The organism is Paenibacillus oralis (assembly GCF_003863965.1).
Taxonomy (GTDB): Bacteria; Bacillota; Bacilli; order Paenibacillales; family Paenibacillaceae; genus Fontibacillus; species Fontibacillus oralis.
Genome location: NZ_RRCN01000001.1, coordinates 4912150 through 4936724, shown reverse-complemented (window position 1 = coordinate 4936724; position 24575 = coordinate 4912150). Strand labels below are relative to the sequence as shown.

General features: G+C 51.1%; 17 protein-coding genes and 1 pseudogene. 6 read left to right on the top strand and 12 right to left on the bottom strand.

Annotated features, from left to right (window positions below):
• Window positions 1-16: 16 nt before the first annotated feature.
• From uxaC to EHV15_RS21965, 5 genes and pseudogenes are all read right to left on the bottom strand, one after another.
• The gene (uxaC, locus tag EHV15_RS21985) at window positions 17-1444 is read right to left on the bottom strand and encodes a glucuronate isomerase (protein WP_178075930.1); all 1428 of its coding nucleotides are present in this window, start codon (window positions 1442-1444) and stop codon (window positions 17-19) included.
• Window positions 1445-1876: 432 nt separating this feature from the next.
• Window positions 1877-4240, bottom strand: coding sequence for an RNA polymerase recycling motor HelD (gene helD, locus EHV15_RS21980; protein ID WP_128633094.1), 2364 nt, complete (start codon window positions 4238-4240; stop codon window positions 1877-1879).
• A gap of 693 nt (window positions 4241-4933) precedes the next feature.
• Window positions 4934-6019 (bottom strand): annotated as a pseudogene (locus EHV15_RS21975) (IS256 family transposase); the annotation flags it as partial.
• 405 nt (window positions 6020-6424) lie between these two features.
• Window positions 6425-7723, bottom strand: a complete 1299-nt coding sequence (locus tag EHV15_RS21970) for an IS110 family RNA-guided transposase (RefSeq protein ID WP_128631682.1) — start codon at window positions 7721-7723, stop codon at window positions 6425-6427.
• A 460-nt stretch (window positions 7724-8183) separates the two neighbouring features.
• A complete protein-coding gene (locus EHV15_RS21965) occupies window positions 8184-9212 on the bottom strand; it encodes an FUSC family protein (protein ID WP_128633093.1) in 1029 nt (342 codons plus the stop codon).
• A gap of 198 nt (window positions 9213-9410) precedes the next feature.
• Between EHV15_RS21965 and EHV15_RS21960 the strand changes: the two genes are divergently transcribed.
• On the top strand, window positions 9411-9935 hold the full coding sequence (locus EHV15_RS21960; RefSeq protein WP_128633092.1) for a hypothetical protein: 525 nt from the start codon (window positions 9411-9413) through the stop codon (window positions 9933-9935).
• A 67-nt stretch (window positions 9936-10002) separates the two neighbouring features.
• Here the strand turns inward: EHV15_RS21960 and EHV15_RS21955 are convergent, their stop codons facing one another.
• Window positions 10003-11067 carry an AI-2E family transporter gene (locus EHV15_RS21955; RefSeq protein ID WP_128633091.1) on the bottom strand — a complete coding sequence of 355 codons (1065 nt, stop codon included), beginning with the start codon at window positions 11065-11067 and terminating at the stop codon, window positions 10003-10005.
• 545 nt (window positions 11068-11612) lie between these two features.
• On the opposite strand from EHV15_RS21955, the gene EHV15_RS21950 reads away from it, so the two are divergent.
• Entirely contained in the window at window positions 11613-12686 is a 1074-nt protein-coding gene (locus EHV15_RS21950) for a bifunctional 3-deoxy-7-phosphoheptulonate synthase/chorismate mutase (protein ID WP_425464443.1), read from the top strand.
• Between the two features lie 1068 nt (window positions 12687-13754).
• Here the strand turns inward: EHV15_RS21950 and EHV15_RS21945 are convergent.
• Entirely contained in the window at window positions 13755-14837 is a 1083-nt protein-coding gene (locus EHV15_RS21945) for a lactonase family protein (protein ID WP_128633090.1), read from the bottom strand.
• 227 nt (window positions 14838-15064) lie between these two features.
• On the opposite strand from EHV15_RS21945, the gene EHV15_RS21940 reads away from it, so the two are divergent.
• Window positions 15065-15421, top strand: a complete 357-nt coding sequence (locus EHV15_RS21940) for a LytTR family transcriptional regulator DNA-binding domain-containing protein (protein ID WP_128633089.1) — start codon at window positions 15065-15067, stop codon at window positions 15419-15421.
• A gap of 109 nt (window positions 15422-15530) precedes the next feature.
• Here the strand turns inward: EHV15_RS21940 and EHV15_RS21935 are convergent, their stop codons facing one another.
• Entirely contained in the window at window positions 15531-16523 is a 993-nt protein-coding gene (locus EHV15_RS21935) for an aldose 1-epimerase (protein ID WP_128633088.1), read from the bottom strand.
• Between the two features lie 332 nt (window positions 16524-16855).
• Here EHV15_RS21935 and EHV15_RS21930 point away from each other — a divergent pair, with 332 nt between their 5' ends.
• The 3 genes from EHV15_RS21930 to EHV15_RS21920 all read left to right on the top strand — a co-directional run bounded on the left by EHV15_RS21930 (window position 16856) and on the right by EHV15_RS21920 (window position 21466).
• Window positions 16856-17773: a type 2 periplasmic-binding domain-containing protein gene (locus EHV15_RS21930; RefSeq protein ID WP_128633087.1), complete on the top strand. Its 918-nt coding sequence runs from the start codon at window positions 16856-16858 to the stop codon at window positions 17771-17773.
• 85 nt (window positions 17774-17858) lie between these two features.
• On the top strand, window positions 17859-18911 hold the full coding sequence (locus EHV15_RS21925) for a LacI family DNA-binding transcriptional regulator (protein ID WP_128633086.1): 1053 nt from the start codon (window positions 17859-17861) through the stop codon (window positions 18909-18911).
• Between the two features lie 113 nt (window positions 18912-19024).
• On the top strand, window positions 19025-21466 hold the full coding sequence (locus tag EHV15_RS21920; protein WP_128633085.1) for a glycoside hydrolase family 94 protein: 2442 nt from the start codon (window positions 19025-19027) through the stop codon (window positions 21464-21466).
• 59 nt (window positions 21467-21525) lie between these two features.
• Here EHV15_RS21920 and EHV15_RS21915 read toward each other — a convergent pair whose 3' ends face one another.
• From EHV15_RS21915 to EHV15_RS21900, 4 genes are all read right to left on the bottom strand, one after another.
• On the bottom strand, window positions 21526-22068 hold the full coding sequence (locus EHV15_RS21915; RefSeq protein ID WP_128633084.1) for a GerMN domain-containing protein: 543 nt from the start codon (window positions 22066-22068) through the stop codon (window positions 21526-21528).
• Window positions 22069-22091: 23 nt separating this feature from the next.
• A complete protein-coding gene (locus tag EHV15_RS21910; RefSeq protein WP_128633083.1) occupies window positions 22092-23540 on the bottom strand; it encodes an N-acetylmuramoyl-L-alanine amidase family protein in 1449 nt (482 codons plus the stop codon).
• A 269-nt stretch (window positions 23541-23809) separates the two neighbouring features.
• Complete coding sequence (locus tag EHV15_RS21905; protein ID WP_128633082.1) at window positions 23810-24163, bottom strand: SH3 domain-containing protein; 354 nt, start codon at window positions 24161-24163, stop codon at window positions 23810-23812.
• A gap of 48 nt (window positions 24164-24211) precedes the next feature.
• A complete protein-coding gene (locus EHV15_RS21900) occupies window positions 24212-24541 on the bottom strand; it encodes an SH3 domain-containing protein (protein WP_128633081.1) in 330 nt (109 codons plus the stop codon).
• Window positions 24542-24575: the final 34 nt, after the last annotated feature.

Sequence of the window (24575 nt, the reverse complement as noted above, 5' to 3'; positions counted from 1 at the left end):
CTTCGAGCCGCCGGCCTTAACCCGGGAACACCGCCATGGCCGGAAAAGCAAAGTAACGCTTGGCGTTTTCGTAACAAATATTTTGCACCATTTGGCCAAGCAGTTTCATATCATCCGGCGCTTCTCCTTGCTCCACCCAGTTTCCGAGCACCGCGCACAGCAATCTGCGGAAATACTCATGACGAGTATACGACAGAAAACTGCGGGAGTCTGTAAGCATTCCGACAAAAGCGGACAACACACCCAAATTCGCTAATGTTTTCATCTGCTCGGTCATCCCGTCGATATGATCGTTGAACCACCAGGCTGTCCCTAGCTGCATTTTTCCGGGTATACCAGCCCCCTGGAAGCTCCCCATCACACTGGCTAGAACCGGGTAATCGTTCGGATTCAAAGAATACAGAATCGTTTTGGGAAGCGCGCCTTCACGCTCGAGTCCGTCCAGCAAAGCCGCGAGCGGTGCGGCAATCGCCCCGTCGTTGATGGAATCGTATCCCGTATCCGGTCCAAGGCGGTTAAACATTTTGGTGTTGTTGTTGCGCAGCGCGTGAATGTGAAGCTGCATCGCCCAGCCGAGTTCCGCATAAAGCTTGCTCATATAGCGCAAAGTGTACGATTTGTACATGGCTTCCTCTTCGGCCGTAATCTCTTCCCCACGGAGCGCCTTGGCAAATACAGCGGCAGCTTCCGCACGGGTCGCTTCCTTATACGCAAGCACATCGATCGCGTGGTCGGATACCCGACCCCCGGCCGAATGGAAGAAGCGGATACGCGCTTCCAAGGCCTTAAGCAACCCGTCGTAATCGGCGATGGTTTCCCCGCTTACGCCGGACAGCTTTTCGATCCAGGGCAGGAACGTCGCGCGTTTGATCTCTAACGCTTTATCCGGACGGAAACTTGGCAGTACAGCGGTTTCAAAACCGGAAAGCTCGCGGATCTTGAAATGATATTCCAGCGTATCCGCCGGATCGTCCGTGGTGCAAACGACGGCCACCTTCGATTTCGTAATGAAGTCCCGAGCGCCGAACCCTTCGCCTTGCAGCTGACGGTTCACCTTTTCCCAAATCAGCGGAGCCGTCTCTTCACTAAGCAGTTCATATACCCCGAAAAAGCGCTGCAGCTCCAAATGCGTCCAATGATACAAGGGGTTGCCAATCAAGGTGGGCACGGTGCGGGCCCAGGCCAAAAACTTGTCGTAGTCGCTGGCCGCGCCGGTGATGCACTCTTCGTCCACGCCATTCGCGCGCATCACTCTCCATTTGTAATGGTCGCCGTAAAGCCAGGCCTCGGTAATGTTGGCAAACTGCTTGTTCTCATAAATTTCCTGAGGGCTCAAGTGGCAATGATAATCGATAATCGGCATGCCCTTGGCCCAATCGTGGTATAACCGTACGGCTGTTTCGGTGGAGAGAAGAAAGTTCTCATCCATAAATTTCTTTACCACATCCGTATCCTCCCGCAAGATATTGTTAACGTGAACAATTTGTCTCAAAAAAAATATCTGCGCGCAGAGATAGTGAGAAAAAAATCACATAATTGTCGGCAATATGATCATCTCAATCCTTGAATGTTCACGTTACCATTATATTGTATCCGTTTTATTTCCTTACGCAAGATTTTATTTGCAATCTATTGTTACAGAACTATGAATTCGCTAACGAAAAAAACGGACAACCGAAAGCTAAAAAAGTTGAACTAATGATCGAACAGAAGAGACAGCCGGGTGAAATGTTCTTCCGATCGCTGTTGTTCACGGATTTCTTTAATCCACTAAATTCGGAAGTTGTAGAAATCCGTATTTTCAACTTAAATAGATTGGTTGTCCGTTTGATTCGCATTTTCGCTATCTCGCTTTCGTAAACCGCTTTATCCGGCTTCAGACAAGCTGCCGTTCGCTCACGTAGAGGGCGGCGTCCTGGCCGGTGACAAACGGGCTGGGCTTGCCGAGCGAGTAGATATAAAGCAGGTGCATCGCCCGCGTACAGGCCGTGTAGAACAGCTTCCGTTCGCTTTCCCGGGAATACTGGTCCGCCGACGCGTCATAGATCAGTACGGCGTCGAATTCGACCCCTTTGGCCAAATAGGCGGGAATCACCTGCACCCCTTTTTCAAAACCAAGCGTCGTTTTCTTAACCAGCTTCGGCGGTACGGGCAAAAGCGGCTCCAGCGCCCGCTGGACCTCCGCGCTTTGCTCGGCCGTTTTGCAGATGACCGCCACCGACTCGTATCCTTCTTCCGCCAGGCGCTTCAGATCGTCCGATAAGACCCGAATTAGCCCTTCCCGGGTGTCCAGAACCGTCACGCGCGGACGCTCCCCGCTCCGGTTAAACGGAACGATGTGTTCCCCGCCCGGAACCATGCCCCGCGTAAACTCGACGATCTCCTTGGTGGAGCGGTAGCTCCGCGTCAGCGAAATAACCTCGGTCTCCTCCGGACCGTACAGGTTTACCAAAAGGCCGGATTCCTGCAGCACGGAGCCATGCGCGTAGATCGCCTGGTTGAAATCGCCCAAAGCCGTGATTTTTGCCCGCGGGAACAGCCGTTTCAGGAAAAACAGCTGAAAAGCCGAATAGTCCTGGGCCTCGTCAATGATGACATGGCGAATGGACGTATTGGATCTAAAGCCCAAGAGCAGCTCCTTCAGGTACAGAAGCGGCGTGATGTCCTCGTAAAACAACTCTCCTTCGGCGATTTTCCGCAGCGTCTGGGCACATATTTCATCCCAGTACTCCGGCAAAGCTCCCGGGTGCACTTCACGGAACAATGAAACATCGCTGAACAGCTGTGTATACAGCCGGGTCACATCGACGAAGCGTAACGATTTCACCCATTTCCGCAGCGGCTTTAGCCGGTTGCTCACGACCATTTTGGCCAAAATCGTTTTTTCGTCCTCGTAGTCGCTGAAGGAATCTCCCTTCCTTTGATTCTTGCGGCGCATCCGCTGGTAAGCACGCTGGTAATCCTCGGTGTCCAGCAACTGAATCTGCTCCTCGACCCAAGGCTGATTCAGCTCTTCTTTGCCGAATGCGGCCAGCTCTTTAAGCAGCCACTCCTTCAGCAGCTCGCAGCGGTTGGCGAGCCGGATCGCCGGATCGTAGCCGTAAAATTGCGCGGCGATCGCCTCCGCGCCGATCACCTCGCGGCCTTGAAACCGCAGCGGCTTGAACTTCATCGCTTTCTTCTCCAGCAGCTCCTTGTAGCGGACGATCGCCTCCAAGTAATGAACGGACGATTTGAAGCGGATTCCGTCGATCCGCGCTTGATAAGCCTCGTCTTCCCTGGCGGACAGGACGTATTCGATCTGCACGAATGGATCCTCAAGCTGGAAATCCCGGCCCAACCGATGCTCGAGATACTCCTGGAACGTCGTTTGCTGCATGTTCTCTTCCCCAAGCTCGGGAAGCACGGTCGATACATAGCTGTTAAACATCGGATTCGGGGAAAACAATATCATCTGATCCGCCTGCAGCACGTCGCGATGCTTATACAGCAAATAGGCGACGCGCTGCAAGGCCGCCGACGTCTTGCCGCTGCCCGCGGCTCCCTGCACGATCAGCATCCGGCTGCGGTCGTTGCGGATGATGCGGTTTTGCTCCCGCTGGATCGTGGCAACGATGCTTTTCATCTGCGCGTCGGAGCTGCGTCCAAGCACCTGCTGCAGCAGTTCGTCCCCGATCGTCACGCCGGTGTCGAACATCAGCTTCAGTTCGCGTCCCCGAATGACGTACTGCCGTTTAAGCGTCATCTCACCTGATATGGTGCCGGAGGGAGTTTCATAAGAAGCCGGCCCGGGCACGCTGTCATAATACAGGTTGGAGATCGGCGCCCGCCAATCGTAAACGAGAAACTGCTCGTCTCCGTCTTCCAGCAGGGAGGCGATGCCCAAATAGATCGCCTCGGCCGCGGCTTCTCCTGCTTCGGCGAAATCGATCCGTCCGAAATAAGGGGACTCTTTCAGCCGTTTCATTTTTCCGAGCATGGCGGAAGCGTGCAGGTGGCTTTTTTCCCGCTCCGCAAGCACCTGGGATTGCTGCCGGAGGCTGGTGGACGTTTCGCCCACGTCATCGGCCTCGCTGAAATTGACGGTCACTTCATCCCAAAAATCTTTGCGCATGGTAACGACATCCCCGCGAACCGCGCCGACCTCCCGCTCAAGTTTGCGGATTCTGGCGTCGATCTGGTCGGCGACATACTCTACGCGGCGCTGCTCTTCAAGCCAAGCCTGGTCTTTATTGTCCAATTAAATCGCTCCCTTGGTTACGTTCAGACTATTGACAATCAAATAAATACATGATATAATCTAAAAGGATGGTTATTTTTATTTACATCTATTTGCAGTCCATTTTTTATTGTAGCAACTTTGCCCTTAATTTTCAATCTATGTATTATTTTTTCCGTCATGAAAGTCCTGCCGCTTTGGCAGGACTTTTTCTGCTCTAAGCGCGTGGCTTTAAATGCGTGTTCAAAAAGGCAGGTTTTCAGCACCGAAGCGTATGCTTCCGTAGTGCGTTTTTTCAAAACGCTTTAGGTCGGATGAAGCTAGTAGACGATTCTGGAAATAACGTTAGCATGATGGCAAGTGAAGACTTGAGAAAACGGCAAAAATTAGTCTATTGAAGATCTCGGGTACAACATAAAGGAAAAAAAGGGCGCTATTTCAGCGACACCCCCTATGTTGCGTAAAATAGAGGAATTTTATGGCGCTATTTTCACGATTTAGTGGCGAAAGGCCGCCTTTCAGGTAGCGTCAAGAGTTTTGTGTAATTATCTTTTAGGGTTCGAAGTAGGGTATCCATTGGGACAATGGATATCATTGGTTTTCAAGCTTCAGGGGGGATCCCCCCTGAAAAATTTCCTTTTCATTTCCAGTTGTCAAAGTGTCCTTGTTATCTATGCTTTGTGTGCCACACCTGGCTAACGCGACTGCATCGGCTCAGGCCTGGGGATATTTTTCGTCAAACATTTTTTTGAGCGCTTGCTGGGTTTTTGCATCCGCGAATCCACGCAACACCCGGCTGCTCCAGCGTTCGTTATAGGAGAGGGCCTCTAGATAAATAATTTTCTCCGCTGCATCCATGTTCGTCAAACTGTTCATGGGCCGCAGCCGCTTGCGGATTTCCTTGTTTGTTCGCTCGATGGGGTTCGAGGTGTAAATGGCATAGTGGATCATCGTTGGGAAATCGTAAAAGCGAAGGAGGACCGGTAACTCGTTCTCCCACGACGCGAGCTCCTTCGGATAGATCTTGCCCCACTTGGCTTGCACGAGGTCGAAATTGGCCATGGCGACATCGCGATCCATGGCACTGTAAATCGTCTTCATGTCCGTCACGAAATCCGCTTTGTCCTTATCGCGGATTTTCGGTAGCGTATTGCGCATTTTATGAGTGACGCAACGCTGGACGCCGGCCTGCGGATACGTTTCCCGGAAGGCCTCCTCCAGTCCCGCTAAGCCATCGAATACGCCCAGCAGCACCTCGTGCACGCCACGTTTGTAGAGGTCTCGCAGGACATCCCTCCACCCGTTGGCGCTTTCTTTGCCGCCAAGGCTGAAGCTAAGGATCTCACGGTGTCCGGCCTCATCGACACCCATGGCAATATAAATGACTTCGCTGGCGACGGACTGACGCTTGAGCTTCACGTACATCCCGTCCAGATAGATGACCGCATAACGCTTGGCCAGCGGTCGAGCCTGCCAGGCCGCAACGTCTTCCAGCACCGTGCTCGTGATGTTGCTCACGGTCGTTGGCGAGTACTGGGCGCCAAACATTTTTTCAATGAAGGCGGCGATGTCTCTTGTGCTCATCCCGCCCTTGTACATGTGAATGACCGTGTCCTCTAGCCAAGCTTCCCGCCGCTGGTAGGGCGCGAACAGTTCCGTCTGAAAGTCGCCTTGGCGATCCCGCGGCACTTGCAGATCCGGAATCACCCCGTGTCGGGTTTCCCAGTTCCTGCTGTAATATCCGTTGCGGCTGTTTGCCACTTCCGGGTGTTCTACTTGTAAGTAATTTTTAATTTCCTCCCACTATAAAGTAATAACTTCTCCTGTTTTCTCGTTCATTCTCAATATTTCAACTTTGACAGTGTAAGAGATACTGGTGGAGAATATAGTCTACACCACGATTTTCTGTAAGAGCGTAGGCGGGAACAGAGCTTAGGATCTTCTCGTTTCCAAAACTGTAGATAATTGGTTATGATCGCACAATGGATCTCCACATTCCGCCCTTGGGGTTCACCCTCCCATGTCACACTGGGTCTATGCCCTTACATTCCTTCGTTCTACCTCTCAAGGGGTGGATGCCGTTTCTCGCTCCTTTACAGGGTCGTTGCCCTTACGGTGTGTCGTGCGTCGGCTTCTCCGGTGCTTCCGTTGTCTAGTTGTACACATGTGAATAAGCGATATTGCAGGGTGATTGCTTCCTTGACTTTATGCAGCCAATTGTTGCAGCTGGGCTTGCCTAACGGGGCCCATGACATCGTTGGCGTTATACATTCTTTGCTTTGTTCCCAGGGTATAAAGCACCCGTATGAGTTTTCCACATAGGGCAATGAGAGATTGCTTCTTCTTCAGCGGGTTCTGGCTCCGCGTCGTGTAATACCGGTGAAGCGCTTGGAACTCCGGATTCTTTGCAACCAGCGGCATCACCGCTCGGAACAACAGCGCCCGTAGGCGTGATCGCCCTCGCTTGGTTATGCCTGTCTGTCCTTTCCGTATGCCTGAACTGTTTTCCATCAGATTAAGGCCCGCCAGACGAATGATCTGCTGACCGTGATCGTAGTGATTCAGATCTCCAACCTCGGCTAGAAATCCGGCTACGGTCAGAACGCCGATTCCGGGTACAGACAGCATTTCTGTCGTTCCTGGAATGCCCTCCAAAATTCCGGCCACTTGATGCATAATCGTTTCAAGCTGCTCGTTAAACAGGTCAAACTGCGACAGTAGCGTACTTAGTTCCAGCCTGGCGGCAACGATGCCTTCTGTCAGACCGATGGAGACGCTTGCTGCAGCGTAAAGCGCTTCTGCCCGCTTGATTCCAACGCCACGCCTGACTTCCGTCTTCCAATGCGCTAGGACGTCTCTAGCGCCCTTGGCGACGATATCAGCAGGCAACGGGAAGGCTCGCATGGTCATGAACGATGCCTTGCCACTCCAGTTTTTAAACACTTTTGCGTACTCCGGAAAGAATCGATCAAACCAATTGCCGATGCGGCTTTTGACTTGAGTTAGACTGTCCGATACCTTCTCGCGGAGGTTCATCAGGATCCGCAGTTCTGCGAATTCCTTCGTCGGCAACTTCGGTTCGGAGTAATTCCCATCCCGAATGAGTTTTGCGATGACTTTTGCATCCTTGTAGTCACTCTTCGTCGGTGAGTTATCTTCAAGCTCTTTCGACTTATTGACATGATGCGGGTTTACCACTACGACTTGAATCCCTTGATCCTGTAAGAAGGCTGCTAACGGAAACCAGTAGTGTCCAGTAGGCTCGATGCCAAATATGATGTCCGTCTTGCCGTGTGTCTGCCCGAGCTCCTTCATCCACGTCGCCAGCTTCGTCAGCCCTTCCTGGCTATTATGAAACACGCAGTCTTTTCCAAGCTCAATGCCACGGAAATCTACTGCACGAGCCACATGAATCTTCTTGGCGATATCCGCTCCGACGACCAGTGTCGATTCGGTAATTCGTGTAATTCGTTGATTCTTTTTCTGTTTCAGCTTATACTTCATGTAGAGCGTCCTCCTTCAATTAGGGCAGTGAATGGCCACCATTCCGAGACCCAGCATACAGGAGGCGCTTTTTCTTTTCAAGGGGCAAATTACTTCATTACAGGAATGGCTCCTTTAAAAGAGTTTCAATTTTTTCTTTTAGAAAACTTTGCATTGTATTTTCGAGTTGTTCTGTGAACGAGTTTTGTTGTATAGTTGTCATTGAGTAGGGTTCCTCCTTGGTGACTTCGCAATCCCAAGCATACCCTACTTTTTTGTCGTTTGATAGACTAACCTGTCCTTACACAACTTATTTTACGCCATCGCCTTTCAACGTGTTCATCGAAAAATAAGACCCAAAAGTTCCCCTATGGTGATGAATAGGCTCAAATTTGGAAAATAAGGGCCTAAAGTTCCGCTATTTTATGGGGACGATGCTGAGTTGAAGTTTTTGACTTTTTGAACTACCTCTTCAAGGCACTCATTCCCCCGCGGCTGCGGCTGCACTGGTGTGATCCGCCAGCCTGTTCAGCCTTTCCAGCTGATGCCCGTATTCGTACATTTCCGCCGAAACGATCGACAACCGCAATACCCCGGTCCGCTCCGCCGCATACCGATCCAGCATCCGCCGCAAAAACGCATCGTTTTCCTGTTCGAACTGCAACGCCTCTCCGTAATTGGGCTTTAGTTTATCATCGAATTTCAGCATGATGTGCTCGTGAAACTTGGTCAGTTTCTCCAAATGCTCGTCGAATTCCCGGTTCAGCTCCGGGGAACGGACCGCCTGAAAATAATGCTGGTCCACCGCGTTCAGCACCTCAAAGCCTTTGCGCAAGGCGCTGAGCATCTGTTTGTAGACGACCAATCCACGATTGTCGCTGAACTTCGGCTTGCGCAGCTTGTTTTTCTCCTCTTCCATCAGCTTATACTTGTCCGCAAGCGAGCCGATCGTATCCTCCAGCGCCCTTTTTTCGCTGCGGAACACCGTCTCCTTCATCTCGTCGGAAATCGCCGTCCGCAGCAGCAGCGACAGCTGGTCGAACGTCTCCCGGACCTGCTGCTCGAACTGCACTTTCGGTTTGGGCGGAAGAACGAGAATGTTGATAATAAACGCGGACAGGATGCCGATCATACTCAGCGAAAAACGGTTCAGCGCAAACTCCCACTGCCCTGAAGCTTCCATGACCGATACTACCGTCACCAGCGTTAAACCTATCGTATCCCCCATTTTGAGCTTCAAACAAATCATGATGACCAGAATACAGATTAATCCGACGGCAATCGGTTCATTGGAAAACAGCATCCCGCCCAGCATCGCCAAAGCGGCGCCCAGCGTATTGGTTTGCAGCTGGTCGATCAAATAGCTCCAGGAACGGTAAATCGTCGGCTGCATCGCAAAAATCGCCGCGATCGCCGCGATAACGGGCGATGACAGATCAAGCAGCACGCCGATATATAAAGCCAGCGTTACGGCGATGCCCGTTTTGAGCATTCTTGGACCAAATGTCACGGATAACTCCTCCCATGATCAACAACAATTTCGTATATTATAACCCTTCTCGATCCTATAAACCTGACTTTTTGAACTCGCACTTTAAGCGGAATTTTAAGAAATATTAAGCTTCTATTAAGATACTTGGCGCGTTTTTGGTCAAGACTGATGAAGGCAAGGACCAAATTATTCTAAACGAAGAGGTGAAGAAAGTCTATGGTTAAGCAGAAACGAAAACCTTTTGCGATGAAAGGCGCCCTTGCGGTCCTGTTGGGCTTCAGCCTCATGGCGGCGGCCATCCCCGCGTATGCGGAAGGGAGCGCAGCCCCTGCGGGTCAAACGCAGGAGACCCCAAGCCCCGCGCAAAACGAATCGAAGTTCCACCGCCACCACAGCCATTTCCGCGGCGGCCATATCGTCAAGGAAACAGCCGAGATGCTGGGCATGGAACCGAAAGCGCTGGTGGAGCAACTGAAACAAGGCAAAACGCTCCTTGAGGTCGTTCAAACGCAAAAGGGCTGGAGCGAGGATGAATATCTGAAAAAGCTGATGGAGACCGCAAACCGGAACATTGACCAGGCGGTCGCCGAAGGCAAGCTTGACCGGGAGAAAGCGGACAGCATCAAAGCGCAGCTTCCCGAAAAGCTGAAAAAGGCGATCAACCGTTCCTGGAAAGACCGGATGCCCGGGGGGCATCCCGCGGCAGACTATCAGAACAACCAGGTGAAATGGAAAAATTAAGCCTAAAGGAATGCGATAGAAAACCGCTGGACACATCATCCAGCGGTTTCATCACGCCTCGCGCGGATTACTTTTCCTTGACCGGTTTCCGCAGTCTTGGCTTAGGCGGCGTTTTTCCGACCGGCACCTCCATAATATCGAGCAGGAACATGAAAATCGGCACCCCGACAATCAACCCCCATACGCCCAAAAAGTGCTCGGAAACGAGCAAAATCATAAACGTGTAAAAAATCGGCAAATGCGTTTTGTTGGACATGAATTTCGGATTGAGGAAATAAGTTTCCACCGCATGCACCACGGCCACCATCACGAGCACGTAGATGATTTTGACCACCCCGCCGATTTTAAAGGCGATCGCGCACAGCGGAACCAGCGATACGATCACGCCCATGACCGGGACCAAACCGAGCAGGAAAATCATAATCGCCAGGGCAAACAAATTCGGGAACCCGAAAATCCACAAAAATATCGTCGACAGGATGCAGTTGACGAGAGCGATCAAAAATTGCACTTCGATCACTTTCCCGAAGGACTGCACGAATTTTTTGCCGAAATACTCCAGTTCTTTGAAAAGCCCTCCGATTTTGCTTCCCCTGAATTTTACCGTAAATCTCGTCACTTTTTCTTTCTCCAGCAGGAAAAATAGGCTGAGTATGATCGCGATGAATAAATTCAGGCTCCATTTGCCGATATCCGTCAACGTGTTGACCAGAAAATCCAATCCGTTATGAATGTAAGCGGACAAATCGAAATCCTTCAGGTACTCCACAACGTAATTCAGGATAGAGTTATCCGGGAAAACGGGCGGATTCGCATAAAAGGACATGACCTGGTTGACCAGATCGGTCAGTTCCACGGTAAATACCGGTAAATAGTAGTAAAGCGCGATGCCCAAAAGCGAGATCATGACAACATAAATAAACACCAGGGTCACGGCCCGATTGACGCGGATGACCTTTGCCACGTTGCGGCTGATAAAATTGTGCAGCCGATTGATCAGATAAGTAAGGATAAAAGTGATCAAAAGCATATTAAGCATGCTGCGGGCAAAATACAGCACAAGGACGACAAACAGCAGAGCCAGCGCTCTGCGGAATCCCGCCATTTGAAAAAGCTCCTTAAAAAACGTCATTATCGGCTACCTGCTCCTTCGTCGGTCGAATAGAAAACTAAAAAAAACCTCTGACGTTAATCTTAAGCGAGGCTATGCTACTTTGCAAATGTAAATGCCTAAAAGATTGGTTAATTCATTGTAAAATTTTCGGACGTCCGGATTTTATGCTTTATCGTGCCGCAGATTCAAAGTTTTGATGCGTTGCCCCATCTCATTGCATCTCTTTATAGTTCGGCATATAATTTCGTAAACCGAAAGCGACGATGAAGGAGAAAAGTAAGCGAAAGACGCCCTGTCAGGGACGGCGGTGCCATAGACTGAAAGCACCCCGCAGGAGACGCCCCGCCGAAGTTCGCTCCCGAGTCGACCTCTGAACGTCCGGCGCTGCCGGTCAGTAGGAGGATCCGGCCGCACACCGTTATCCGTGCCCGAAGCTGAGCAACAACAAAAGTTGTCTAACGAGGGTGGTACCGCGGAATCGACTGTATTCCGTCCCTCGATGGACGGCTTTTTTTGTTTATTTGGCACTTATTTTTGAACTATCTCAAAAAGGAGAGATCAAAGTGACTGAGGCATTAAACAAACTGCGCCAAAAACTGGACATCATCAACGATGAGCTGCTGCGCCTGCTGAACGAACGCGCCGCCGTCGCCCGCGAAATCGGCGAAATCAAGGAAAAACAGGGAGTTCCCAAATTTGACCCCGTCCGCGAAAGAGCGATGCTGGAGGAACTGACGCGCCGCAACCCCGGCCCGTTCAAGGATTCGGCGGTCAAGCATATTTTCAAGGAAATTTTCAAAGCCTCGCTGAACCTGCAGGAGGAGGACCATACCAGACAACTGATCGTCAGCCGGAAAAAACAGCCGGAGGATACGGTCATCAACGTAAAGGGCAATATCATCGGCGCAAGCGCCCAGGTGATGATCGCCGGGCCGTGCTCGGTTGAATCTTACGAGCAGCTCCGCACCGTCGCGGCCGCCTTGAAAGCCGCCGGCGTCAAAATCATGCGCGGCGGCGCTTTTAAGCCGCGAACCTCCCCGTACGACTTCCAAGGGCTCGGCGTCGACGGGCTGAAAATGCTGAAGGAAGTCGCCGATGAATTCGGGCTGGCCACGATCAGCGAAATCGTCCACCCGGCCCATATCGAGCTGGCCGAGCGGTATATCGACGTGATCCAGATCGGCGCGAGAAACATGCAGAATTTCGAGCTGCTCAAAGCCGCCGGCGAAGCGCGCATCCCGGTGCTGCTCAAGCGCGGGATTTCCGCGACCCTGGAGGAGTTCGTGCATGCCGCGGAATATATCGCGGTAAACGGCAACACCCGCGTCATGCTGATCGAACGCGGCATCCGCACGTACGAGAAGTGGACGCGCAACACGCTTGATATTTCCGCGGTTCCGCTGCTTAAGCAGGAAACGCATCTCCCGGTGCTGGTCGACGTCAGCCATTCCACCGGGCGGAAGGACATCCTGCTGCCTTGCGCCAAAGCGGCGCTGGCCGCCGGAGCGGACGGCGTCATGGTCGAGGTGCACCCCGACCCGCAAACCGCTTTGTCCGATGCCGCACAGCAGCTCGATATTCCGCAGTTCCAGCAGCTTTGGTCCGGAATCCGCGAATCCGGTCTGCTGAAGGAATGAACTGGCAGATAAGAAAAACGCCTGACGGCGTCCTTTTATGACTCTGACTTCTACGTTAGAGCGATTGGAGGGATGGGTATGTGGTTTCACCCCATACCCATTCCCTCTTCTGTTCTACTACAAGTACCATTCCCCTTCTTTCATGAGCCGAAGCACCGAGGACTTCTGCTATTTCTAATCTGTGGACGCTGCTCTAACGGACTCCAGCGGCCTTATCCGCCTATTTCCCGCCGGAAATTTTATAAATTCTAGTATCGGCTCAAAACCGAAATCAGTTCTTGACGAAATAAATTATGATTTTGACATAGCGTTCGTGTCTTAGTGTCCCTGCATACTGCTTTGCACGATTATCCCTTTCGTTCAGGGGGAGGGGCAGTATCCCCTTATTCGAGTGCGAAAGGTGCAAGCATCAAACATGGGCTTCTATTTGGCACGATTTTCGAAGGAAACCGGCTGCCTCTGTTGAAGTGGTTCGAGGCCCTGGATTTGTTCCTGCTCCATGGCGGCATCTCGGCGATACGGCTGAGCCAGATGATCGGGGTCACCTACAAGACCACCTCCAACCGAATCAGCCCCTTGCGGCTGCAGCCTGATAGAAATGCTTGAATGGTACGGACGTTACTGCAAACGGATTCAGGATGCAGCAAAATCACGGTTTTTTCTTTTTCCTGTGTCTCGCCCCATCCCTTCCGTCAGATCTGCTTCTCTTCTCCTAAACCTCCTTCTCACAAACCTGTCTAATGATCTCGAACATGTCTGCTTCTCCTATACATATCTTCTTCTCCCAAACGTATCTGCTTCTCCAAAATTTATCTTCTTCTCTGCTTCCTGATCAAACGGGATTATCGTGCAAAGCATTCGGACAGCGGATGTTGATCTGCCGACCAACCCACTGGCCTTCCCAGTTCTCAAGCTTTCAACGCCCTTCAGGCATTACACAATCGGTTGCCGGCTTGACTACTGTCAAGTACTGATTATTGGGTCGAGTCCTAGTATAACAAAACCAGCCCTGCTCGCTAGTGACGAGCAGGGCTGGGCCCGCGTTCGGGGTTTCTATACGCTGGCTGCCTACCGGTTAAAGAATACCGGCTTCACGCAAACCGGCTTGGACACCTCGGCGGTGTGGCCGGTAAATTTCAGTTGGCCGGTTTCCCCATCCACCGTAAACAAAGCCAGGTTGTTGGAGTCGCGGTTGGCCGCGATCAGATGTTTACCGTCGGGTGTCAGCGCAAAATGACGAGGATGTCCGCCTTCGCTGGATACATGCTCCACATAATTCAATTTGCCGCTGGACGGATCGATGGCGAACTGGACGATGCTGTCATGGCCGCGATTCGAGCCGTACAGATAACGGCCGTCCTGGGAGATGGCGACCTCTGCCGTCGTGTTCTCCGCGGTAAATCCGACAGGCAGGGTCGGTACCGTATCCAGCAGCTCCAGCCGCCCGGATGCCGGATCATACGAAAAAGCGGAGATCGAGGAATTCACCTCATTGATGGAATACAGGAAACGCCCGTTAGGATGGAAGGCCATATGGCGCGGCCCCGCTCCCGGCGGCGTGTGCGCTTCACCTTTGCGCACCAGCCGTTCGGCCTGGCCGTCCAGCTCGTATACCACAATGAGATCCAGTCCCAAATCCGCAACCAGCGCAAACCGGTTGTCCGGGCTGAAGATGACCGAATGCGGATGCGGCCGGTCCTGTCTTGACGGATCGGCTCCTTTCCCTTCGTGCTGCCGCTCATCGGTCAGCTTGCCGATAAGGCCGTCCGGCTGAACATTGACGAGGCCGACGTTTCCTCCGTGATACCCCGACACTGCGGCAAAACGGTTCGTCCGATCCAGCTGAATATGCGAAGAAGAAGGACGAATTGTCATGGTGCGGTTCAGTTCGCTTAGCTCCCCTTTTGCGGGATCGATGGCAAAAGCGGCCGCTTCGCCGATGCGTTCCCCTTCCGAGACGGTTTCCGAAATGGCATACAAGCGGCCATCGGCTTGATCGACGCTAACAAACGTTGGATTTTTGAGTCCGGAAACCGCGCTTAACCGGTTCATCTGACCGCTGGCAGCGTCCAGTTCATATACATAAACTCCCGGATCCGCCGCCTCGGCGTAGGATCCTACAAATAACAGCAAACGTTGTGTCTGTGGCAATTCGCATACCTCCTGGTTAATTAAAATCTAAAGTTGTCGTTCTCTTTATTGTTCCTCACTTTGCCATAAAAGTCCAGTCCCCCTCATCCCCCAACATCGGCAGCTTAATTGCATGAGGGCAGCAAAAGCCCAAAATTTTTATCATTTCGCCCTTTTCCCTACCCAAAATTTAAAAAACGTGATATACTGTAAGCGCTTCCGTAGCATCATCTAAAGGGGGATTTGGTATGATGAATGTCGGACTGGAAGAAAGAAACGTCTATGAGGACCTCGATCCCAAAGACACGTATTTCTTCAAGATTGGAGTTCACGGACTGGTTTGCTTTCATGGCAGGAATTACAGCATCAAACAGAGACTATCCGCCGAACAGACCTCGAAACTGATCTCGGACCCTAACTTTTACCGCATTAGCACCAACTGTTACGTCAATTTATCTCAAGTCTCGGACATCCAGGACAATGTCGTCTATTTTCGGGATGAGCGGCACGGCATCAAAACGATCCATGTGCCGAAACGCAATCTGGGGCAAATGAAGCGGCTGATTCCATCCACCCGACGTAACGTAACCGCTGGGGTCAACTAAACTAAAGCCGGCATACCTTCGGAGCCAAATAGTCAAAGAAAAAGCAGCCTCGTTTGGGCGTCTTTTGCAGATGCCGGCGGGCTGCTTTTTCCTGGTTTAGGATTGCCTTCTATTTCACGTAAAAACGGGCGGTTTCTTCCCAAATTTCCCCGGCGTTCAAACTAAACAAGCCGATTTCCTCGCTCGGCAGCTTGACATTCGGGGCGTTAACCAGGTTAATTTGCGGTTCAGGACAGAAAAAGCCTTCCTTCGCCCCATTGTTCCAAATCATCCACTGCTTGTAGGACGTTCCGACATCATACACCAAAGTGACGCCAAGTTTCGTGTCGGTCAGCTCCATCCGGTTTCGGCCGTTTTGCGGCAGGGCGGTGTAATGATTGTCCATTGACGCGAAAAACGGATAAATGCCCTCCCCTTGCATCTGCTTCTCCTCGCCGGTCAGAGGCTGGAACGAACCGGTCGGAAGCATCCGTTCGCTAAGCTGCCAACGGTCGCCGATCGTAAGCTTTACGCGGTAGTCCTTAGCGGCGCTTCCCGGCGCAAACGGAGCGTTCACCGCCGTGTGGAAAGCGAGCAGACAAGGCATCTCCTTTTCCCCGTCGTTGCGTACAAACAACTGCTGCGACAAGCCGTCGTCAGTCAGCGAATATTTCAGCCTTACCGTAAACTTGAACGGCAAATACCGGTACACATCGTGCTGCTCGTCAACGGTCACTTTGACCGTAACGTAGCTTTCCAAAGGCGTGTGCCCGAAGTCCTCCACCTGCCAAGGCGTCGTATGTAAAAAGCCGTGCAGATGATTGCCGGTTGAAGCTTCGTTTACCGGAAAACGATACACTTCGCCTTTCCAGGGGAACAGGCCGTCCTCGTACCGGTTCGGCGGAAACAGCACGGGGATTCCGTGTACGCCGGGATTGCTCTTGAAGCTTTCCATTTCGTCCTCCGCCGGTTCGCGCAGAAAACGGTAACCGCTTTCGATATCGCGAAACGCAATCAAATTGCCGCCGATTTCCGGCAGCATGACTGCCTCATACCGTCCGAATTTTAGCCACACCGCTTTTTCTCCCTGATAAGTTCCTTCATAAGCCGTTTTTTCTGCCATCGTTTCAACTCTCCCTTCCATGATTAGCCTTTTCTGATTACCTTATAGTAATATACCTAAAGCGCGTACAAAAGTCATCTAACCTGCTCACAGAACACTTCAGTACATTTCCGCAAAGCGTACGAACGCCACATCCGGATAAAACAGAAAAATGACGATATTCGCCGTGATGCAGATCCATACGATGACATACAGGTACAGAAAACCTTGCGCCCCGGACGATTCATAGCTTCATTTCCCTTCATTACAAATACAAAGTATAATAAATGTAAGCGTTACTTTCCATATAATAAAATGACAGGATTTCAGAGCAAAATCAGAGGAGATAGGCGATGGAGAAAGACATTTTAAAACAGGCATATGAGCAATTGGGCCTGCCCAAAAACGCTTCGCGCGAAGACGTCGAGAAGGAATTCGACATTCTGCTGCGGAAATCCCGCTCCCGCCAGCAGGACGACCGGTTCGAGCAGGAATATGAGGCCAAGGTCAAAGCCTACAAAACGATTATCGAAGCGGAAGAGCGGAGCAAAGTGGAGGAAATGAGCCGCCAAAGATACGCGAAATGGGGGAAATTTGCCGGCACCGCCGAGAAAATCGACGATTTTTTCCGGGTTTACAAAACGCATTGCATCATCGCTCTCGTAGCCATTATTGCTATCGTATTTGGTCTTAACGCATACCTGGATCACCGCGAGGAGCAAAAAAGACTGGCCGCCCTACCCCCAGTTGACTTGTCCATCATTATGGTCGGCAATTTCCTGACCGATGAGGCGAACGGCGGTACGGACGCGCTGGCGCAGGCGATGACCGCCCAAATTCCGGATTTCAAACGCTTGGAGCTGGAGATGTTGTACTTGCCGGGGCAAAACGAGTCGGGCATGAGCGGCGCGGACATGGCTTATCAGCAAAAGGCGCTGGCCGTCATCGCCACCTCGTCGCCGGATATTTATATTACGGACAAGGCCTCGTTCGATTGGCTGTCCGGAGGCGGCGCTTTCCTCAACCTTGACAATGAAGCGGCCGAACTAAACCCCCTGCTATCCGACGACCGGATCCTTAAAGCCAAATCCGAGGATGACGGTCAGGAGCATGTATACGGCATCGACGTCACGGGCAGCGCCTTGGCTGACGAACTGCCGTTAGCGAAACAACAAATGATCTTCTCGCTGCGGGCGGACACGCCAAACGCCGACAAAGCGCTCACGATGATCCGCGAATATCTGGAACACCTCCCTGCGGCGGCGAAATAGCCGCCGTTTTTTCACCATTGATTATCTCGCGGCAATCCATTACAATTACCTCATAAACGCGCGTTTACGAAAGTGGGGACCTAATATGCGCAGCGAAGACATAGCCAAACTGGCCGGGGTGTCCCGCAGTACCGTATCACGGGTGATCAACAATTATCCGAACGTTCCCGAAACAACGCGGGCCAAGGTGCTCCGGGTCATTGAACAGCACCAGTACGAGCCGAACAGCTTTGCCAGGGCGCTGGCCGGCAAACGTACGGATACGATCGGCTTGTTTGCGATCAGCATGACCGAACAGGAGAATGCCAGCCGGATTTATCAAAACAGCTACTTCGCCCCCATCGTCGACATGGTCGTCGATACGGCGAACGCCCGCGGGTTTTACGTTCTGATACATACCGTATACTCACGCGGCGAGTTTCAAAAGGTCAAGCAGGCTTTTCAGCAAAAGCGGATCGACGGCGGCATTTTGGTCGGCACGCAAAAAGACATCGAGCTGGTGCGGGAAATGGTCGATCAGGAAGCGCCGCTCGTGCTGGTCGACTACGACATTTCGGAAATTATGGCGGAGCGGCTGAACAAAAACCATCTCGCCGTCATCAACTCCATGGACTACGAAGGCACGGCCGAAGCGCTCGAATACCTGATCGGCCTGGGGCACCGCGACATCGGCATCATCAAAGGGAGCATGAACACCTACTCCGGGCGCGAGCGCTACTTGGCCTATGAGAACACTTTGCAAAAGCATGGGCTGCCGCTTCGGAATGACTTTGTCCTGGAGGGAGAATTTCTGAAGGAAAGCGCCTATCGCGAAGCGAAAAGACTTGCGCAGCAAGAGGAACTGCCGACCGCCCTGTTCTGCTCCAACGACGACATGGCGATCGCCGCGATGGAAGCGTTTGCCGAGCATGGAATCGCCGTGCCCGACCAGCTGTCGATCATCGGATTCGACGATGCTCAGTTGGCTTCGCGGATTACGCCCAAGCTGACCTCCGTCCGGCTCCCGGTCGACGAAATGGCCAAAGCCGCAGTATTGAAAGTGATTGAGCTGTGCGATACCGATGAGGCGACATTCAGCACGACCAGCTTCCCGACCCGGCTCGTGGTCCGGGACACCTGCAAGCCGCCGGCCCGCTGACCCGCCTGCGGCGGGCTGCTTCCCCTTGCATGTCCGGGAAGCAGCCTGTCCGCCAGGCGGCTTGCCGAATAAAATAAACGCGCGTTCACAAATGATAGGAGAGTGTTGTTTCCATGAAATTCGGAGCTTTTGACGACAAGCGCAAAGAATATGTGATTAATACGCCGCAAACCCCTTATCCCTGGATTAACTATCTCGGCAACGAGCAATTTTTCGGACTTATTTCCAATACGGCCGGCGGCTATTCGTTTTACCGGGACGCACGCCTGCGCCGCTTGACGCGTTACCGCTACAACAACATTCCGCTGGATACCGGCGGCCGCTATTATTATGTCCGCGATCATGACAACGGCGACTTTTGGACGCCGGGCTGGATGCCTGTGAAGCGCGAACTGGACTTTTACGAGTGCCGGCACGGCCTTGGCTACACCTCGATCACCGGCGAGCGCGGCGGCGTTTCCGTTACCCAACTGGCGTTCGTGCCGCTCGGCTACAATGGTGAAGTGCATCGTCTGACAGTGAAAAACACCGGCTCCCAGGCGAAAAAGGTATCCTTGTTCTCTTTTGCCGAGTTTTGCTTGTGGAACGCCCAGGACGACATGACGAACTTCCAGCGCAACCTGAGCACCGGCGAAGTGGAAATTTTGGATTCGGTCATTTACCACAAGACGGAATACCGCGAACGCCGCAACCACTATGCCTTCTACTCCGTCAACCGGGACATCGACGGATTCGATACCGACCGCGAAGCGTTCGTCGGCCTGTACAACGGCCTGCATGAACCGCAGGTTGTCGTAGCGGGCAAAGCTTCCAACTCCGTGGCCAGCGGCTGGTCGCCGATCGGCTCCCACGAAGTGGTGCTAAAGCTCGCGCCGGGCGAGGAGCAAAGCCTTGTGTTCATCCTCGGCTATGTGGAAGTTCCCGAGGAGGAGAAATGGGAAGCGCCCGGCGTTATCAACAAGAAACCGGCGCTTGAAATGATTGAGCGGTTCGCCACCGATGCCGATGTGGATAAGGGGATGGCCGAGCTGGCGGCGTATTGGGACGGCCTGCTCTCCAAGTACCAAATCCAGAGCGGCGACGACAAGCTGAACCGGATGGTCAACATTTGGAACCCGTACCAGTGTATGGTTACGTTTAACATGTCGCGTTCCGCGTCCTATTTTGAGTCGGGGATCGGCCGCGGGATGGGCTTCCGCGATTCGAACCAGGATTTGCTCGGGTTCGTGCACCAGATTCCGGAACGGGCCCGCGAGCGGATTCTCGACATCGCCGCCACCCAATTCGAGGACGGCAGCGCCTATCACCAGTATCAACCGCTCACCAAAAAGGGCAACAACGAGGTTGGCAGCGGCTTTAACGACGATCCGCTCTGGCTCATACTCGGCACGGTCGCTTACATTAAAGAAACCGGCGATTTGAGCATCCTTGACGAGCAGGTTCCGTTCGACAGCAACCCGGACAACGCCGCCACGCTGTTCGAGCATTTGAAGCGCTCCTTCTACCATGTCGTCGAAAATCTCGGGCCGCACGGTCTGCCGCTGATCGGACGCGCGGACTGGAACGACTGCCTGAACCTGAACTGCTTCTCCAAAGAGCCGGGTGAATCGTTCCAAACGACGGCCAATATCGAAGGCCGGGTGGCCGAATCCGTGTTCATCGCCGGATTGTTCGTGTTCGTCGGCCCCGATTTCGCCGAGCTGTGCCGGATTCGCGGACTTAAATCCGAAGCGGCCGAGGCGGAAACACATGTGGAAAAAATGCGGAAGACCACGCTCGAACACGGCTTCGACGGCGATTGGTTCCTGCGCGCCTACGACCACTACGGCCAAAAGATCGGCAGCAAAGAAAACGCGGAAGGGCAAATTTTCATCGAACCGCAAGGCATGTGTGTCATGGCCGGGATCGGCGCCCGAGAAGGGCTGGCCGAGAAAGCGCTCGTCTCCGTAGCCGAGCGTCTCGATACCAAATACGGTATCGTGCTGCAACAGCCGCCGTATTCCAAATACTATCTGAACCTCGGAGAAATTTCGACCTATCCGCCGGGATATAAAGAAAACGCCGGGATTTTCTGCCACAACAACCCGTGGATCATGATCGCCGAAACCGTGCTCGGACACGGCAACCGGGCGTTTGAGGTATACGCGAAGATCGCTCCGGCTTACCTGGAGGATATCAGCGAAATCCACCGCATGGAGCCTTACGTGTACTCGCAAATGATCGCCGGTAAAGACGCGATCCGCCACGGTGAAGCGAAAAACTCCTGGCTGACCGGCACGGCCGCCTGGAACTACGTTGCGATCACGCAGGCGATCCTTGGCATTCAGGCCGATTTTAACGGCCTGAAGGTTGAACCTTGCATACCGTCCGCTTGGGACGGGTATGAAATCACCCGCGTCTTCCGCGGGGACACCTACGTGATCCGCATCAGCAACCCGAATCACGTGGAAAAAGGCGTGGCCAACATCACCGTGGACGGCCAGCCGATTCAGGGCAACGTCATCGCCCCGGCCGGCGACGGCGGCGTGCACCAAGTTGAAGTGGTACTGGGCTAATAAAAAAGCGGTGAAGGGGAAAAACTCTCCTTCACCGCTTATTTACTACCTGCGTTATTCTAATTACTGTTGGTTTTATCTCGAAGCATAGGGTGCTCAAGATCCGCATGTCCCATTAAACTATCAGCGGCTTTTCCGTCAACAAGCAACTCAATACGATCTACCTCTTCAAATTGAAAAAATGCTTTCTTCACTACTTCCAACGCGAGTAGTTCACCTGTCGAACCTAATCTTGCTTCATCCGGTATATGAACATCCAATGTTATCGTTCCATCGGTGAAGGATAACGATTGTAATTCCGTTTTAGCCCACAATGATACTATATCCGGATAGGAATCATTTTGTAATGCTTGAAATGTTTGTTTGAATTTATTTGGACCAGCTGTAATTTCTACACTTTTTTCCTCAAGTTTTTCAAGTTGTTGGTCCGGGAAAAACACTTTTATGAGTTGCTTTTCTTCTGCAACGTTCCCACTGGAAGCATCTACACTCCTATTCGGGGACTGAACCTGATCAGAAGAACTCATGGGCTTATTGGCGCATCCTGCTCCCATAGTCATTAAAATGAACAATAAGACGATAAAACACCATTTTTTATTCAAATAAACACATCCCCCAATAAATCTTACGTCCCTGTTATATCCAAATATTCTTTTATGCCGTCGACAATAGCTTGAGCCGCCTTATATTGCATCTCCTCGGAAAACATCGCTTCCTCATCGGATGGGTTGCTAAGAAAACCGATCTCTAAAAGAGCCGCCGCCATATGGGTCTCTCTAATGACTTGAAAATTACCGTTTTTCACTCCACGGTCTTTTAAGCCCATGGCTTCCACTAACCGCTTATGAATAACATCCGCTAATTGTTTGCTGCTGCTTCGCTCATAATAATAGGTTTCCGTCCCGGTCGTTTGCGGTGAGGAAAGGACACTATTGCCATGAATTGACACAAACACGTCGGCATTTAATTCATTCGCCAACTCCACACGCTCTGTACGGGTGGGATAAACGTCGCTTTCGCGAGTCATAACGAGATTAATATCCGGTTCATTTAAAAGGAGTTCCTGAACTTTCAAAGATAACGCCAAAGTAAATTCCTTTTCAGCCCTGTTGCTGAAGCTGGTTGTCCCCGGATCGCTGCCGCCATGTCCCGGGTCAATCACTACTGTTCTAAGTCCTGGTTTAATAACAGGATCAACAGGATTAAATGGTTCGGAAGGATCGGAAGGACCGTAAGGACCGGAAAGATCAGAGTTATTCTCCGAAAGGCCTAAATTAACAATCAGATTGCCTTCATTAAATTCATAATTAAACGGCGTTTCTTGACCTTCCATTAACTCAACGACGATCCGGACTTGTTCCGGATCCTGATTAAACAGCGAATATCTAATGTCAGCTATCTGGGAAGAACCGCTTACATCCAAATTCCCGTTTAGGCCGGCATTTAAAGACTGGAAAGTATCCGCAAATGCAGTGTTCGGCAAATCAACTACAATTCTTTCAGGGTCCTGCAATGTAAATATGGTTGGAGTAACTTGCCCATTCATAGATACAACGAGCTGATTATCGTTAAAATGGATTTCGTTTATACGTATCAAAGAGTCGGCGGTATTTTCTTCGGTTGGAACAACATTTTCTCCGTTACTCGTAAGATAAACAATCTTATCGGTATTATTCCAACTTACCTTAAGCCCCATTTGTTCACTAACGAAACGTATAGGAACTAGAACCGTATTTTTCTGCATTAAAGGTGCGGTGTTTAATAATACTTGTTCATTGGATACTTCTGCTTCTTGTTGGCCCACTTTTAAAGATATCGTATTCGAATTATTTTGGATTTTAACGTTCTGCGCCTTTTGGTCCCAATTGACATTAAATTTTAAATTTTCAGCCACAACTCTTATAGGGATCATTACGTTATTATCTATATTGGCAACTTCCACATTCTCCGGAAGAGCGATTTCCTGGCCATCCAGCACAATTTTTGATTGCGCGGCTTTCGCATCGATTTCATGCGGCGGCAGAACGATCAAGAAAATCAAACTCAAAAAAAATAATAAAATTGCTTTTTTCATTTTACACCTCTATTAATCGTCACAATCTATGATTTAGTTATGGCTTTTATCCCTTTGCCACAAAGGTCGCTCTCCCCCCCTGCTTAGTAATTTAATAAACAAATTATCATCATGAAAATATTTCTACATTTATATATATTTTCCCTTCTAAAACTACATTATTTTTCATATTTTGTTTTAATTTGAATCAACAATTGTAGAAAAAGAAAAAATCCAACCGCAAGCAATCCTGCGATTGGATTTTTTCATTATGATAGGGAAACGCTATATCAGCCAATTTCAGTCAGATACTGTGAAGCTACCCATCCCCAAACACCATGATTGTAACTATATACACTCACCCATGTAATGCCATCAACTCTTTTTGTCTCACTACCACCGTTAACCATATCTCCTTTATACAAAAGCCCCAGGACGGTTCCGGAAGAAGAAGCGCTGGCTCTCAATCTGACACCATCCGCGTTGATTTCATATGTGGAAGTCATAATTCTGATAGAATCAGATTTAGCCGCAACACTGTCAGCAGGAACGGCCGCATTAGCTGTGCCTTCAGCAGCTAAAGCTCCGGTAACCGGTACAAGTGTTGTTGCAACCAACGAAGCAATGATAAATTTTTTTAACATTTGAAACACTCCTTTTCTATATTGGAATTATGATAACGATTTCATTTATCAACCGACTTCAGTCAGATATTGTGAAGCTACCCATCCCCAAATACCGTGCTTGTAACTATAGACACTCACCCATGTAATACCGTCAGCTACTTTTTGTTCACGGCCTCCGTTAAGTAAATCCCCTTTATACAAAAGTCCCAAAACGGTTCCGGAAGAAGAAGCGCTAGCTCTTAATCTGACACCATCTGCATTGACTTCATAATCGGAAGTCATAATTCTGATCAAATCGGATTTAGTCGCATTAGTCGTGCCTTCAGCAGCAAAAGCTCCAGTAACAGGTACAAGTGTTGTTACAACTAACGAAGCGATGATGAATTTTTTTAACATTTGAAGCCCTCCCTTTCTATGAAATAATAATAAT